Here is a 15,288-nt window from a genome sequence, read left to right on the forward strand (position 1 = left end):
CGCACGGGGAATGAGATCGTCGGCCGGAGGAACCGGTGGACGCGAAGTAGTCGGATGCCGTGTGACGGAAGATCCGGTGGCGGGTGCCGGGGGTGAGTGACCACGCCATGCGGGGTCGGATTCCGCCGCGGTGGGCGAGACGCCGCTCGACGCCGCTCCCGGCGCAACGGGTCCGGCCGCACCGGTGGCAACGCCGGATTCCGGCACGGCGGCCCCGGCACCACCCCCGACTCTGGAAACTCCCACCGTGGGCCCGACAGCACACCCGACAGAATCGGTTTCCGCGACGGCGTAGGGCGGACCGCACGCGGAGAACTCGCGTTCCGGCACGGGAGACGCGGCAGCGCCGGTGACGGCATTCGAACCCGACGCCGCGTGGCCTACTCCCGATCCGGCGCGGTGGGCTCCAGGCTCGGTCGACGCGGACTCGGTCGACGCGGACTCGGAAGTCACGGGGTCGGGTTCCGAGTCTTCGCACGCCCCGCCGTCCGCCGCGTAGTCGATCAGCTTGCGCAGCAGGGTGACCAGGGAGCGGCCGTCGAGGAGCACATGGGAGACGGTCAGCAGGATGTCGTGGTGCTCCGCCGGGGTAGCGGCCGCGTGCACGATGTCGACCGCCCGCGCCAGGCCGGTGGTGGTGTCGAACGGTTGCGCCAGTTCGGCGTCCACCGCCGGTCGCCAGGCTTCGGGATCGTCGGTCCGCACGCGTCGCACGGGAAGCCGTGGGTCGGCGAGCGCGACGAAGCGTGGGGCGAAGGCCGCGCCGTGCTCGACTCCGACTCGCAGCAGCGGGTATTCGGCCACCAGGGCGGCGGCCGCATGCTCCAGGCGACCCGGCTCGATCCGACCATGTACGCGAATCCGCCCGATGCAGTTGGACGGAGATATGCGGTCGATGATCCAGAACCATCGCTCCGATGGACTCAACGGGCGTATCGGCCCCGCTCCCGCAACGATCACGGGCCCTCCTCACTACCGCGTCAACGGTAGTCGGCGGGCCCGCGATCAGCAGGTCGAACGACCAGGGTTCAGTTGGCGCGCGGCGGGCCGGGCGGCACCGGAGTGGCCGAGACGGCAGGGGCGGGATCGCCCTGCAACGCCGACATGCTCTTCCAGGTGTTCCAGTCGATGGTCCAGTCGTAGATGTCGCCGTCCGCCGCCGACAGCTGGATGCGGGTGCCGGTCACCTCGACCGGGTCGCCGTACAGCGCGGTCGGGAAGTACGCCTGCGCATCTCCCGGGCTCAGATTGATGCAGCCGTTGGTGACATTCGTATTGCCCTGCGCCGACAGCGATTCCGGATTGGCGTGGATGAACTCGCCATTGTTGGAGATGCGCACCGCCCAGCGCTCCCGCACGTTCTCGTAGTACGGCGGATTCGACATCATGAAGTCCTCGTACTTCTCCGTCACCACGTGGATGCCGGAGCGGGTGACATTGCGGTCCTCATTGCCCTCGCCGTAGCTCACCGGGAAATCGAAGACGACCTGGCCGTCGCGCACCACCCGCATGCGGTGGCTGGGGGCGTCGGCCTTGACGATCTGGGCGCGGCCGATGCTGAAGTTCGAGCTCATATCGGCCGCGCCGTACGCGCCGTCGCCCATATCCATGCCGTACAGCTTGGCCTGCAGGTCCACCGTGGTGCCGGGCGTCCAGTACTCGCGCGGACGCCAGTGCGCGCGAGAGCCGCCGTTGTCATCCGGCAGCCACGCCCACGAGCCCTCCACGCCGGGATCGGTGCTGACCGTCATGGCCCGCTCCACCGCCGCCTTGTTCTCGACATGCTTGCTGAACTGCACGATGATCGGCGCGGCGATGCCGACCTGCTGGCCGTCGCCGATATTGATGGTCGCCGACACCGTCGACTCCGGTCGCACCGTGGTGAACTTCGCGTCGATCGGCACCGGCTTGCCGTCGGTGCCGGTGGCGGTGCCCGACCAGCTGTAGGTGACGCCGTAGCCGAGCGGCTCGGTCACCGTGAACGCCGTGTGGTCGGCGTTGAACTCGCCGGTGACCTGTTTGCCGTTGGGGTTGGTCAGGGCCACCTGGTCGATGCGGCCGCCGGCCACCGAGACCGAGACGGGTGCGGTGGGGTTGACATCGCCGGCGCCGTCGCCGGGGTCGACTGTCACCTTTGCGACGGGACCCGCGGGGGCCTGCGGGCCGTCACCCTTATCCGATGAACATCCGGCCAGCAGCGCGACCGCGGCGAGAAACGCGGTCAGCACCGTGGCCACTCGTCTGGCGGATCCTCCTCGATTGCTCACTTACGCCAAGTTACCCCTCGATACCGCGGCCCCCGGGCTGCGCGGACCGTGGGGAACGCCACCCTTTCAGAGCGTCAGGCCGACGGTGACGGGCTCCGGTTCCAGGCGGATGCCGAAGCGCTCGGCCACCCCGTCGCGGACCGTGCGAGCCAGCGCGACCACATCCGACGCCTTGGCCGCACCGCGATTCGTCAAGGCCAGGGTGTGCTTCGTGGACAGCCGGGCGGGGGCGGACTCGTCCGGGAAACCCTTGGCGAAACCCGCGCGCTCGATGAGCCAGCCCGCCGAGAACTTCACGCCGTCCGGGGCGGGATAGGTGGGCACCGCCACATCCGGACCCACCTGTGCGGTGATGGCCGCGCGCACCTGCTCGACACGGGCGGCGGGCACCACCGGATTGGTGAAGAACGAACCCGCGCTCCAGGTGTCGTGATCGGCCGGATCCAGCACCATGCCCTTGCCCGCGCGCAACCGCAGCACCGCCGCGCGGACCTCGGCGGCGGGACGGGACTCCCCCTCCTCGGCACCGAGGGCGGCGGCCAGCTCGCGATAGCGCAGGGGTGCGCTGGAACCGTCGGCACGCAGGGCGAATTCGACGGCCAGCACGACCGCGTGATCACTGTGCTTGAGCACCGAGGTGCGATAGCCGAAACCGAGCTCGGACGGCTGCACCCAGGTGATCTCGCCGGACGCGCGATCCAGCAGCCGCACGCGCGTGAGCAGATTCGCGACCTCGACGCCGTACGCACCGACATTCTGCACGGGGGTCGCACCGGCGGAACCCGGGATGCCGGACAGGCATTCGAGACCGCCGTACCCGGCGACCACCGTCTCGGCCACCACGGCATCCCAGTTCGCACCCGCCTCGGCGATTACGCGCACCACATCGCCCCCACCTGGCACATCGGTCACGCCGATCCCACCGGCCGCGGGTGTCGCGACGACCGCACCGGTCTCGGCATCCGTGCGGATGGCCGCAGCGCGCGCATCGTTCCCGGCGACGGCGGCAACGGCGTCGTCCGCGCCCGTCAGGATGCGCACTCCCGCATTGGCGATGCGCACCACCACGCCCGGGAACCCCTCATCCGCGACGAGGAGGTTCGAGCCGCCCGCGACCAGCAGCACCGGGATGTCGGCGGCGTCCAGGGCGCGGACCGTCGCCACCAGCGCCTCCGTGGTGGCGCAATCCGCGACGGGGGCCGGGCCGCCCACCCGCAGGGTCGTCAGCTCCGCCAGCGGCACCGCATCGCGCAGTCGCGCGCCGGTCGTCGCCAGCATGTCCCGCAGGTGCTCGAACGGCACCACCCGAGAAGTACGCACAGGCACAGACGGTAGCGTGTCCCCCCATGGCGACACCTCTGGCCTTCACCGGGCGCTCCGCCCACTCCGCCGCCTCCGTACGCGCGGCCTTCGCCAATGAGCAGTATTGGAAGGACCGCGTCGAGCAGGTCGGCGGCGTCAACGCGCGCATCGAATCCATCGCCATCGACGGCGAGCGGGTGCACGTGGAGCTCGTCCAGACCATTCCCCCCGCGGATCTGCCCGCCCAGATCACCGCGATCAAACCGGACGGGCTGGTCATTCCGCGGACCGAGGTCTGGAACGGCTCGTCGGGCACCTTCACCGCGCGGGTCGACGGCGCGCCCGCCGAGGTGAGCGGCACGCTCACGCTCAGCGCGGACGGCACCGGCTCCAGCTACGTGGTCGACGGCAGTATCGAGGTCAAGATCCCGCTCTTCGGCCGCAAGATCGAAGCCGCCATCCAGGAGAACCTGACCGACCTGCTGGTCCGCGAGGCCGAGTTCACCGACAATTGGCTGTCTTCGCACTGACCGCGGCTATCCGCCGGTAACCTCACCGCTCATGGCCCGCCGACTCGACTACTCCGCCCGCTATCCGCTGCACACCACCGAAGAGGTCTACACGGCTCTGTCCAGCCGCGCCTACTGGGATGCGCGGATCGAGGAGATGCGGAAATACTCACCCAACGACGTGGTGAACCTGACGGCGGGCGACGACGGCATCGACGTGGTGCTACGCCATGTGCTGCCGCGCGACATGCTGCCGCCCATGGCGCAGACCGTCATGCGCGGTGATATGACCATCACCCGCACCGAGCACTACGACCCCTTCGGACCCGAGGTGCACGGCACCTATACAGCGGAAATCCCGAACGGGCCGGGCACGCTCGGGGGGAAACTGCACCTGTTCCCCACCGAGATCGGCTGCACCCTGCGCATCTCCTCCCGGGCGCAGGTGCACATCCCGTTCTTCGGAACCAAGCTCGAACAACTGCTGCTCGTGAACCTGATCGACCTGTTCCGGGCGGAAGCCGAAATGACACAGCGGTGGCTGGACGAGCTGAAACCCGTCCACTAGCCAAGCCCATCGGCACCATCACGCGCGGCACCACCGGCATCAACCGGCTGCGGCGCGGTGACCGGTGGCTGGTCCACGACGAACTGGTAACCGGGCGGCTACTGGCCGCGACGCGGCCGCTGGTCGTGGACCTCGGCTACGGGGCCATGCCGGTCACCACGCTGGAACTGGCCGCGCGGCTGCGGACGGTGCGCGCCGATATCCGCGTGGTGGGGCTGGAGATCGACCCCGATCGGGTGGTGCCCGGCCGCGACGGCGTCGAATTCGCGCGCGGGGGTTTCGAATTGGCGGGCCTGCGGCCGGATCTGGTGCGGGCCTTCAATGTGCTGCGGCAGTATCCGGAATCGGCCGTGCCGGGGGCGTGGAACACCATCCTCGGCAATCTCGCGCCCGGCGGGCTGCTACTGGACGGCACCTGCGACGAACTCGGGCGGCGGTGCGCCTGGGTGCTGCTCGACCGTGCCGGACCGCTCTCACTGACCCTCGCCTGGGATCCGTTCGATATCGAGAAACCCTCCGACCTCGCCGAACGACTCCCGAAAGTCCTGATCCACCGCAATATCCCGGGCGAACCCATCCACACGCTGCTCAGCGCCGCCGATCGGGCGTGGGCCCGTGCCGCGCCGCTGGCGGTGTTCGGGCCACGGGTGCGGTGGCGGCACGCAGCGGAACTGTTACGGCAGCAAGGGTTTCCGCTGCGGGGGTATCGGCGACGGATGCGCGACTGTGTGCTGTCGGTGCCATGGGCGGACGTCGCGCCGAGGTGAGTGGAATCCGGCGAGCAGCCGGACCGGCGTGCGGGGGCACCACCCGTGCAGGCCGCACCACCCGTGCAGATCGGCACCGCGCGGATGGCGGTGAGCAGCCGCTTGTGGGTGGCCGACTCCGTGTGGACCGGGACCGCAGCGGCGCGGAGTCGAGCGAACGGCGGACGCGGAGTCGAGCGAACGGCGGGCGCGTAGTTCGGCGAGGGTGTCGTCAGCGCGGGCGCAGGTGGCGTTCGCCGAAGTCGCGCACCGCGTCCAGGCAGCCGAGCAGGGTGGAGGGAGCCAGCAGGGAACTCGGCTGGAAGGGCTGCCGCCACAGGCCGCCGTGCGCGGCACCGGTGGTGAACAGGGCTTCGGGGTTGGCCTCGGAGTCCTGGGCCGGGTCGAACAGGTCGGCCACCAGTTTGGCGGCCAGCAGGACGCGGGCCGTGGACGGTTCGAAGACCTCGATGCCGTAATGGTCGACGCCGCGCAGTGTGATCGGGCGCAGCGTGGCCTCCCGAATATCGGTGGGCCAGGCCGGCGGAGCGACCGTATACGAGACCGTGCCACCGGCGGCGCGGGTCAGCACCGCGCGCCAGCGCGGAAGACGCTGGGCCAGGGCGTAATCCGGGCCGAGAATGGTCGGGAGATTGTCGAACAGGCCCCATTCCGCGCCGTCCTCGGTGCGGACCGGCTCCGGATAGTTCGGGTGATACACCGGCCAGGGGGTCACGCGGCGCAGCGCGTCCTGCACCGTGCCGCGCACTCCCCCGCCGGTCGAGCGCTCCCGCGCCGCCGCCAGCACCGGCGGGGGCACCGCGTAACAGTCGGTGGACGCGCCCAGATAGGCGAGCGCGGTATCCGGGCGGGCGCGCCGCACCGCCTCGGCGAGTACATCGGCCGCCGCGGACAGCCGCACCCCGGCCGCGCCCGGATTGCTCGCATACAGGCCCAGCACCGGGCGGGCGTCGGCATGGGCGAGAATCCAACGAACCAGCGTCGGAAAGTGTTTGGTGAGATCCGCGCCGGGGCCGGACTCGGTGAGCGGGAAACGCAGCGAGCCCGCGCGCGATCGCGCCACGGCGTGCAGGCGATCCCAGCGGGAGCGGCCCGGACGGTCCACCGCCAAAACATCCGCGCCCCAGGACAACAGCGGCCGCAGGGGCGCGAGATGCGCGGACGCGCCCACCACCGTCAGCCGGAAACCGGGCAGCGGCAGCCACTCCGGATGGTCGATGACCCGCTCCACCGCTGTCGCGAAACCGGGCTCCACGATGCCGTCGCGCTGCCAGCTCGCCAGCTGCCGCCGTAACCGCTCCTCCGCCAACACCTCTCCGCGATACGGCACCTCCAGCCGCCGCACCGGCTCGGCCGCACCGTCCACGCGTCCGGTGGCCAGATCCGTATCGTCGGCCTCCACGGCCACGTTCACCGACCGCAGCGCGGTCACCCGACGGCCCGCCGCGAACCGCAGCATGGTGCGCAGCGACGCCAACCCCTCCTGGGCGATACCCAGCGACATCGCCGGCGCGGACACCGCCAACGCCGTCACACCGCGAAACACCCCGCGATATCCGCGCCGCCAATCCCGGGACGTCTCCACCGACTGCGCCAGATCCGCGTCGAACCGCCGTACCGCATCGGCCACCACCGCGGCGGTGAACATATCGGCGACCCGATCCGGCGGCCCCGGGGGAAAGCTCAGATCCCACGCACCACAGCCGACCTTCCCCATGATCAGTCACCATGCCACGAACCGGATTCCGGCGCGACCCCGCCGACGACGCGACCCCCACATGCCATGACCTACCGCTTCGGACTCGCCATGCCGCAGTGGTCAGGCGCGGGCGAGGGCGCGGTGCAGGCGGGCGGCGGTGAGTGGGGGGAGGGCGGTGCAGGCGGTGCGGATGTCGGTGCTGGCGCAGCGGTCGATGGCGACCGCGTCGGCCACCACTTCGTCGAGGGCGGATTGGCCGATGCCGGTCTCGGCCAGATCGAGGACCGTGCGCAGCGGGGTGGTGACCAGGAACGCGCCCGCCGACTGGATGTCGGAGCGGGTGAGGGCGCGGCGCAGGACCACCAGGCGGGGGGAGAGCGGGAAGCGGCCCACCCCGGCGGAGATGTGGACGTAGCGGGGGCGCAGCCGACCCAGACCGTGCAGTTCGGCGGCGCTGTGGTGGGAGACCGCGGCGGCGCCGTCGAACCAGGCCGACCACATGGCGTACTCGTCGAGCGGGCCGTCGGGCCAGTCGGTCAGGCGCAGCAGGCCCACTCCGGCCCGGGACACCGTGCCGTCCCGCAAACCGTCGCGGACCTGGACCTCGCAGCCGGTGCGCAGCACCTGCCGGGTCGTGAAATACCCCGCGTGCCGGCCGGCCAGCTGCCGCAACGCCTGCCATCCGCGCCCGAAATCCCGCTCCGCTGCGGCTTCCCCAGCCATGTGAAACAGGTTACGCCGGGGGTTGTGCGTTATGTCACATTCCGCCCAGGTTCGGTCAACACCTCATCGGAAGCACAGAGCCCGCACAGAAACCTCGGGAAGAATCGCCCCCATGAGCTCGAAACCCACCTCGGACGACGCGGCCGAGCGCGATACCGGCGCGCCTCACGCCTCGGACCCGGACGCCACCCTGGTCGGCGGCACCGGAAACGAAGTGAGCCACGAGCCGGGCACCGCCCTACCGGACACCACCGCCGAACACAGACCCGAAGCATCCGGCAGCGACCACGCCACCGAGGTCCCCGGGGGCGGCGCGTCCGACTCCGCACCGCCGCGAGCATCGGGCGCGACCGTAACCGACGACACCACCAAGGCATTCGGGAGCGGCAAGTCGGTATCCGACTCGGCACCGACCAAGGTCCTCGGCGCACACCAGGGCGTCGGACAGGACGACACCACCGTAGCGTTCGGCGGCCGTGCGTCCGTGTCTGACTCGGCACCGACCGAGGTCCTCGGCGCGAACACGACGGCAGCCGGAAACAACGACACGACCAAGGCATTCCCCGGCCGTGTGTCCGTGTCCGACTCGGCACCCACCGAGGTACTGGGCAACTCCCCCGATGCCGCGTACCCGCAGCACGCCGGAATGCGCGGGGCGCAGGAGAATCCGACCGATCACCGCACCGAGGTGCTCGCCCCGACCGGCGGTCCGAATCCGTCCGGCCACCAGGACACTTCTGGCCACCAGGACACTGCGGTGCTCGGCTCGACCGGCGGTCCGTACCCGTCCGGCCGCCAGGACACCGCGGCGCTGGGACCGTACGGCACCGAGACCTTCGACGCGGCCGCGCTGGCGGCGGGCGCGGCACCCGGCGGCGAACAGCAGCCGCCGACCACTCCCCCGCCACCGGTGGGGCCGAATGCCGCTGGCTCCGGAGGAGGTTCGTCCTGGATGCGTGGTCGCACCCTGCTCATCGTCGCCGTCGTGGTCTCGCTGCTCGCCATCGCCGCCCTGGCCGGTGGTGAGGCCTACGCGCGGCGCACCGTGGAGAACTGCATCACCTCCCAGTTCGAACAGGAGATGGGGTCCAGGATCGACGTGTCCTTCGGGGCCAAACCCATGCTCATCACCATGTTCGACGGCAAGGTGTCGTCGGTGACGGTGAACAGCGACGACACCAAATTCGGTCCCGCCGTGGGCATGGTGGTGCACGCGAAGTTCAACGACATCGAGGTGGTGGACAACGGACGCGGCGGCGGCACCATCGGCAGCTCTTCCGCCGACGTCACCTGGAGCAACGACGGCATCTCGAAAACCCTGGGCGGCTTGGTGTCCGGCGTCGAGTCCAATCCGACCAAGGACACGCTGACCTTCGCGGTGCTGGGCGGACTCGCTGGCCTCGAGGTCAAGCCCCAGGTGGTCGGCGGCAGGGTGGAGGTCACCACCGAAGCGGCCTCGCTGCTCGGCTTCGGCCTGCCCACCGATCTGGTCGAGGGCATCGTCGACCTGATGGCGGAGAGCCTGCAGAGCTACCCGATGGGGCTGCAACCCACCGAGGTCCAGGTCACCGACAGCGGCCTGCGCGTGCTGCTCGCGGGCGGCAAGACCGAACTGCCTGCCGCGCAGGGCGATTCCTCCGACTTCCGCTGCTGACACAGCCTGTTGAGATGCCCGAGTTGACGGGTGTTTCGACAGCGCCATTCTCGGGCGTCCGGCACTCACACCGCGAGCGGGTGTGTGCCGGCTCCCGCGTCCAACGGGCCGGTTGCACCGGCACCCGCAGGATGCCGGAGCGACCGTTCCTGCTCGCTGGCACTCCCTCGGGCTGCGGCGGTGAGCGTTGTGCGGCGGAACGCGCTCACCGCGGTAGATCACGCCCACCTGGGGATCGCACCTGGTCTGGTGCCGTGGTGCGCGACGATTCGTCGCCGCAGGGTCGGGGCCGCGGGGTGGGTCAGGGCGGCCGCGTGATCGAGCCAGCCCGCGAGGTCGGGTCAGTCCGGGAACCCGGCCAGCACCTCGCGTGAGCGCGACAGCCCCAGCCGGGTGGCTCCCGCCGCGATCAGCTCCGCCGCCGCCTCGGCGGTGCGGATGCCGCCGCTGGCCTTGACACCCAAACGGTCGCCGACCGTCTCGGCCATCAACCGCACCGCGTGCGCGCTCGCCCCACCGGAGGGATGAAAACCGGTGGAGGTCTTCACGAAATCGGCTCCGGCGCGTTCGGCAGCCCGGCAGCATTCCACGATCGCGGCATCGGTGAGAGCCGCCGATTCGATGATCACCTTGAGCAGCGCGCGGTCCCCGATGGCCTCGCGCACCGTGATGATGTCGCCCAGCACCGCGTTGAAATCCCCCGCCACCGCCGCGCCGACGTCGATGACCATATCCACCTCGTCCGCGCCCTGGTCCACCGACAACCGCGCCTCGGTGCCCTTGACCAGCGAATGATGCTTACCGGACGGGAAACCCGCGACGGTGGCCACCGCCAGACCGGGGGCGCGCAGCGGCAGCATGGACGGCGACACGCAGACCGCGAAGACGCCGAGGTCGCGGGCCTCGTCCACGAGCGCGGCCACCTGCGCGGCGGTCGCCTCCGGTGCGAGCAGGGTGTGATCGATCAGTGCCGCGACGTCCCGGCGGGAAAGCTGTGCCATGGGCTGTGAGTTTGGCATATCGGTGGCAATTTCATTGCGAGTGCGGACCGCTGTCCCGCACACTCGTAGGTGTGCTGATTCGTCGCGAGCGTCCGGGCGACGTCGCCGCCATCGCCGCGGTGCACCGGAACGCCTTCGCCGCCCAGTACGCCAACGCCCACGGCGAGCCCTGGCCGGACGATGGCGCACCGGCGGCCCTCGCCGATCCCCCCGAGGTCGATCTGGTGCGGCGGCTGCGCGACAACTCCGGATGGATGCCCACGCTGACCATGGTGGCCGAGATTCAGGACCGCGTGGCCGGCCATATCTGCCTCACCCGGGCCGCGGTCGGGCCGTTCCCGGTGCTGGCGCTGGGCCCGATCGGCGTACTGCCGCAATTCCAGAGCGGCGGCATCGGCGCGGCCCTCATGCACGCGGCGCTGGGCGCGGCCGACGCACTCGACGAGCCCCTGGTGGGCCTGCTGGGCAGTCTCGACTACTACCCGCGATTCGGCTTCGTGCCCGGTGCGCGGCTGAGCATCGTGCCGGACAATCCCGAATGGGCGTCGCATTTCCAGGTGCGGCCGCTGAGCGCGTACGAGGACGAGATCAGCGGCGAGTTCCGCTACGCCGACCCGTTCTACGAATTGTGAACCGGGGCGGCTCGCCCCTGACGGAGGTCACAGTGCCGTCCCTGGGAGGATGGCCGGTATGAGTTCTGCCGCTGCCACCGATGATCGGCGCTATGTGCTGACCCTGGGCTGCCCGGACCGTCCGGGCATCATCGCCCGGATCACCTCCTTCATCGCCGACTTCGGCGGGTCGATCGTGGAGGCCGGCTACCACTCCGATTTCGAGACCGGCTGGTTCTTCACGCGGCAGGCCATCGAGGCGGCCACGGTGCCGTTCGGCCTCGACGAACTGCGTGACCGGTTCACCGCCGTGGCGGCCGAACTGGGTCCGGAGACCGAATGGCAGGTCCACGACTCCGGGGCCAAGCGCCGCGCCGTCCTGCTGGTCAGCAAGGACGGGCACTGCCTGCACGACCTACTCGGCCGCGCCACCATGGGCGAACTGCCCGCCACCATCGAGGCCGTGATCGGCAACCACCCCGACCTGGCCGCCATTACCGAGGCGCACGGCGTGAAATTCCACCACGTGCCCTTCCCCAAGGACCCCGCCGACCGCGGCCCGGCCTTCGAGCAGGTGCGCGAACTGGTGGACGTGCACGATCCGCACGCCGTGGTGCTGGCCCGGTTCATGCAGGTGCTGCCGCCGGAACTGTGCGAGCACTGGGCGGGGCGCGCCATCAATATCCACCACAGCTTCCTGCCGTCGTTCGTGGGCGCGCGCCCGTATCACCAGGCGTTCGCGCGCGGCGTGAAGCTGATCGGCGCGACCTGCCACTACGTGACGGCCGAACTCGACGCGGGACCGATCATCGAACAGGACGTCATTCGCATCGACCACGCCGACACCGTGCGCGATATGGTCCGGCAGGGGCGCGATATCGAGCGCGTGGTGCTGGCGCGCGGGCTGCGCTGGCACCTCGAGGGCCGGGTGCTGGTCCACGGCCGTCGCACCGTCGTCTTCTCATGAGGGGTGATCCCCCGCCGCCGGTAACGGCACGGCAGCACGACGTTCGCCGGTAAGGCCTTCGCCGCCGCGCCCACGAACCCGTGTGGGGCACAGCGGCGAAGGCGCTCGACAGCACAGCGGCGAAGGCGCGCGACAACACACGGCCGACAGCGCGCGAACCGCGTCTTATCCGGCGGCGGCGATACGTCCGCGACGGCCGATGCGAATAATGCGGTCGACCTCGGTATTGAACTCGTCGACGGCCTCGATATTCGGCAGGTGGCCGGTCGGCAGGATCACGTAGCGCTCCAGATTGCCCGCCGCCGAGAGGGTGTCGGCGATCTCGCGGGAGTGGATCTCGGGAAGCAGCCGGTCGTGCGAGCCCGCCATGACGGTGGTGGGTACGCACAGATCCGCGGCGGCGCCGTTGATATCCAGGTCGATCAGGCCGCGGGCCACGGCGGCGCGCACCGACGGACGGCACGAGCGCACGATGGACAGACCGAAGGCCGCCTGGTCGGTGGTGGCCGACGGAGTCAGCAGCCGCGACTTGGCGATCAGGTTCACCGCCGGGCCGCCCGGCAGTGGAACCGGCGTGCCGAACAGCGCCAGCGCCATCAGGCGCGGCGCCGGAATCAGATCGTTGAACAGCGGAATCACGGTGGCGCGGGCGGAGATTCGGCCCGCCGCGGTGGTAGCGAGCAGGACCGACCTGGCCCGCTGCGCCACCTGTTCCGGGTAGTGCTTGGCCCACGCCTGAATGGTCATGCCGCCCATGCTGTGTCCCACCAGCACCGCGCGCTGGCCGGGACGCAGCACCGCGTCCAAGATGTCGGAGAAGTCGTCGGCCAACTGGGCGTCGCTGAAACCGCGCGTGCCCAGGTCGCTTTCGCCGTGGCCGCGCTGATCGAAGGAGACCACTCGGTAGTCACCGGCGAAGGCGTTGATCTGCGGGTACCAGTACTCCAGGCTGCACGACCAGCCGTGCGCGAAGATCAGCACATCGCGATCGGCCGGGCCGTAGGCGTGCACGCGCAGCTTCGCGCCGTCGCGCGTGGTGACGGGAATGACGTCGGGGGCGATTCGCGGTGCGTTGAACGACTCGGTCGCGTACGTCCGAGCCCGCAGTCTGGCCCGGTACGGGGCGGTCAGCGCGTCGGCCCGGAGGTCGGTCACCGCTTCAGGCAGCTTCACCAGCATGAGCACTCCTTTGTGTCCTACGGCACACTACCCAGCAAGCACCGGTGCTAGCAATAGCAAGCACCCGAATCGTGACACTCGGTCGTATGCGGCCGCCCTGATTGATTACCCGTTCCGCCGCAACGGCATTCGTCCGGAAAATCGGGGCGACTGTTACCTACAACACAGTTTCGTCCCCGAATATGCCGGTCCCGAGATGCCGAATGCCCGCGCGACGCCGTTGTCGCACGGGCATCCGCGCTCCCGCGCGAGCGTTCTACGCGCCGACGGCGGCCGGAATCGTGAAGGCGGCCTTGGCAACCCGAGCCAGTTCGGCGTTGAACCGCTCGTATGCCTCGACATTGCCGAGATGTCCGGTAGGAAGAATGCGGTAGCCGTCGAAAGAGCCCACCTCACGCAGCATGTCGACAATGCGCTCGGAATGCACCGGCGGGGTCATGAAATCGAACTCGCCCGCGATGACCGTGGTCGGCACGGTGAAGTTCAGCGCGCCCCGACCCACATCGAGGTAGGACAGCAGGGTGCCGAAGCGACCGCGCACGGCCGCCGGGCAGGAACGCACGATGTTGTGCGAGAACAGGGCGATATCGCCGACCGCGGCCAGCGTCATGATCTGGCGGCGCAGTACCCAGGGAATCGGCACGACCGGCGGCAGCGGGAGCGGAGCGCTCAGGGCCAGCAGGCCAATCAGGAAGGGGAGGCGGCGGGCCAGTTCGGGGCCGAAGCTCGGCACCACCGTGGTCTCGGCGATCAGATCCGCGGACGCGGTATTGGTGAGCAGCACGGCCGCCGCACGGGCAGGCACCTGCTCGGGATGGCGACCGGCCCACGCCTGCATGGTCATACCGCCCAGGCTGTGACCGACCAGGACCGCGCGTTCGCCGGGGCGCAGGGTGGCCTCCAGTACGGCTTGGAGGTCGTCGGCCAGCAGGTCGGTGGTGAGCGGGCTGCGGCCGCGCTCGCTCTCACCGTGGCCGCGCACGTCGTAGGCGACCACGCGGTACTCGCCGGCGAAGGCGTTGATCTGGGGGTTCCAGTATTCGAGGCTGCACGTCCAGCCGTGCACCAGGACGATGGTGTCGGCGTCGGCGGGACCGTAGACGTGCGCCCGCAGCCGGGTGCCGTCGGCGGCGGTCACCGTGACGGCTTCGTGGGGCGCGGACGGGGTGTTGAGCGCCGCGGTCTCGTAGACCCGGGTCCGCAGGCCCGCCCGATGGGCGAGCACCAGGTCGCGGACCCGCCCCGCAAGGTCCGCTGGTGTAGGCAGCTTTGCCCGCATAGGACACTCCTTTGTGTTACTGCTAGATACAGTAACTCCATCGGAGGCCCGCTTGCTAGTGCAAGCACCAAAAAAAATTCGGGTGCCAGCAGTCCACACAGGACCGCCGACACCCGGCAATTTTCTTCGCGGAGGCCCGCCCTACCAGCGCGGACCGCGCTGCACCTCGTCGACCTTGGGCCGCACATCGGCCAGATACACGCCACTGGCGACCACCGCGATGATCATCAGCAGCCCCACGCCGCCCTGCGCCAGCAGCACGAACAGCAGCGCGCCGCACAGAATGCCGACCCACGCGGGCTTGCTCAGCTTGTCGACGGCCGTGAACGCGTCCGGGCGCTGCCGAACCGCGTGGATCAGCGCGAAGAGGGTCATACCGAGCGCACCCAGCCACAGCAGCAGAAAAATCATCCCGGTAATCGAAGTCACCCCACCCATGATACGAGCAACACCGCCACTGCACCGGCCCGAAATCACCGGTCGGACATACCGGATTGCCTTGCCCCCCGAGCGCCGCCCACAATCGGCCACTATGAGAATGACCGCTTGGCGGATCGTCGCCTACCCGCTGCTGACCGCGTGTGCGCTGTGGATCTGGAGCGGGTATCCGCACCGGGACGCCGCGTTTGCCGTCGCCCTGGCCATTCCGCTGCTGGTCACCATCGGACTGGACATCACCACGACTGTCTGGGCACGCCGGATCCTCGCCGAGGGCCGGCCGAAGGCGAACCTCGATCCCGAGGTCGAGCCGTGAGTCGCCGC

15 protein-coding genes and 1 pseudogene are annotated in these 15,288 nt (G+C 70.0%); 7 read left to right on the top strand and 9 right to left on the bottom strand.

The genetic code is table 11. The features are described from left to right. The 3 genes and pseudogenes from QK444_RS17540 to QK444_RS17550 form a co-directional block, all read right to left on the bottom strand. Positions 1-960: pseudogene (locus QK444_RS17540) on the bottom strand (hypothetical protein); the annotation flags it as partial. Between the two features lie 68 nt (positions 961-1,028). Then, a complete protein-coding gene (locus QK444_RS17545; RefSeq protein ID WP_282781622.1) occupies positions 1,029-2,237 on the bottom strand; it encodes an Ig-like domain-containing protein in 1,209 nt (402 codons plus the stop codon). Between the two features lie 96 nt (positions 2,238-2,333). Further along, a complete protein-coding gene (locus QK444_RS17550; protein ID WP_282781641.1) occupies positions 2,334-3,545 on the bottom strand; it encodes a UDP-N-acetylmuramate dehydrogenase in 1,212 nt (403 codons plus the stop codon). A 68-nt stretch (positions 3,546-3,613) separates the two neighbouring features. Between QK444_RS17550 and QK444_RS17555 the strand changes: the two genes are divergently transcribed. From QK444_RS17555 to QK444_RS17565, 3 genes are read left to right on the top strand one after another with little or no spacing between them, the layout of a single operon-like run. After that, a complete protein-coding gene (locus QK444_RS17555; RefSeq protein WP_282781624.1) occupies positions 3,614-4,099 on the top strand; it encodes a DUF2505 domain-containing protein in 486 nt (161 codons plus the stop codon). A gap of 31 nt (positions 4,100-4,130) precedes the next feature. Further along, positions 4,131-4,646, top strand: a complete 516-nt coding sequence (locus QK444_RS17560) for a DUF2505 domain-containing protein (protein WP_282781627.1) — start codon at positions 4,131-4,133, stop codon at positions 4,644-4,646. Beyond that, a complete protein-coding gene (locus QK444_RS17565; RefSeq protein ID WP_282781629.1) occupies positions 4,616-5,413 on the top strand; it encodes a class I SAM-dependent methyltransferase in 798 nt (265 codons plus the stop codon). The genes QK444_RS17560 and QK444_RS17565 overlap by 31 nt, the downstream gene beginning before the upstream one ends. A gap of 211 nt (positions 5,414-5,624) precedes the next feature. On the opposite strand, the gene QK444_RS17570 is transcribed toward QK444_RS17565, so the two are convergent. Together QK444_RS17570 and QK444_RS17575 are read right to left on the bottom strand one after the other, a co-directional pair. Next, a complete protein-coding gene (locus QK444_RS17570; RefSeq protein WP_282781631.1) occupies positions 5,625-7,130 on the bottom strand; it encodes a hypothetical protein in 1,506 nt (501 codons plus the stop codon). Between the two features lie 102 nt (positions 7,131-7,232). Then, the gene (locus QK444_RS17575) at positions 7,233-7,835 is read right to left on the bottom strand and encodes a hypothetical protein (RefSeq protein WP_143983707.1); all 603 of its coding nucleotides are present in this window, start codon (positions 7,833-7,835) and stop codon (positions 7,233-7,235) included. Positions 7,836-8,787: 952 nt separating this feature from the next. On the opposite strand from QK444_RS17575, the gene QK444_RS17580 reads away from it, so the two are divergent. Further along, positions 8,788-9,489 (top strand): DUF2993 domain-containing protein, encoded by a 702-nt coding sequence (locus tag QK444_RS17580; protein WP_282781643.1) that lies wholly within the window; start codon positions 8,788-8,790, stop codon positions 9,487-9,489. 341 nt (positions 9,490-9,830) lie between these two features. Here the strand turns inward: QK444_RS17580 and deoC are convergent, their stop codons facing one another. Beyond that, positions 9,831-10,490: a deoxyribose-phosphate aldolase gene (deoC, locus tag QK444_RS17585; protein ID WP_282781632.1), complete on the bottom strand. Its 660-nt coding sequence runs from the start codon at positions 10,488-10,490 to the stop codon at positions 9,831-9,833. Between the two features lie 71 nt (positions 10,491-10,561). Between deoC and QK444_RS17590 the strand changes: the two genes are divergently transcribed. After that, entirely contained in the window at positions 10,562-11,122 is a 561-nt protein-coding gene (locus tag QK444_RS17590; protein WP_282781633.1) for an N-acetyltransferase, read from the top strand. Between the two features lie 58 nt (positions 11,123-11,180). Then, entirely contained in the window at positions 11,181-12,068 is an 888-nt protein-coding gene (gene purU, locus QK444_RS17595; RefSeq protein ID WP_282781634.1) for a formyltetrahydrofolate deformylase, read from the top strand. A gap of 165 nt (positions 12,069-12,233) precedes the next feature. On the opposite strand, the gene QK444_RS17600 is transcribed toward purU, so the two are convergent. The 3 genes from QK444_RS17600 to QK444_RS17610 all read right to left on the bottom strand — a co-directional run bounded on the left by QK444_RS17600 (position 12,234) and on the right by QK444_RS17610 (position 14,937). Continuing rightward, a complete protein-coding gene (locus QK444_RS17600) occupies positions 12,234-13,247 on the bottom strand; it encodes an alpha/beta hydrolase (RefSeq protein WP_282781636.1) in 1,014 nt (337 codons plus the stop codon). A gap of 256 nt (positions 13,248-13,503) precedes the next feature. Beyond that, positions 13,504-14,526 carry an alpha/beta hydrolase gene (locus tag QK444_RS17605; protein ID WP_282781638.1) on the bottom strand — a complete coding sequence of 341 codons (1,023 nt, stop codon included), beginning with the start codon at positions 14,524-14,526 and terminating at the stop codon, positions 13,504-13,506. Positions 14,527-14,667: 141 nt separating this feature from the next. Beyond that, positions 14,668-14,937: a DUF2516 family protein gene (locus QK444_RS17610; protein ID WP_228808948.1), complete on the bottom strand. Its 270-nt coding sequence runs from the start codon at positions 14,935-14,937 to the stop codon at positions 14,668-14,670. Positions 14,938-15,058: 121 nt separating this feature from the next. Between QK444_RS17610 and QK444_RS17615 the strand changes: the two genes are divergently transcribed. Beyond that, the gene (locus QK444_RS17615) at positions 15,059-15,280 is read left to right on the top strand and encodes a hypothetical protein (RefSeq protein ID WP_282781639.1); all 222 of its coding nucleotides are present in this window, start codon (positions 15,059-15,061) and stop codon (positions 15,278-15,280) included. Positions 15,281-15,288: the final 8 nt, after the last annotated feature.

The sequence above is a fragment of the Nocardia sp. CC201C genome (assembly GCF_030010695.1).
Taxonomy (GTDB): domain Bacteria; phylum Actinomycetota; class Actinomycetes; order Mycobacteriales; family Mycobacteriaceae; genus Nocardia; species Nocardia otitidiscaviarum.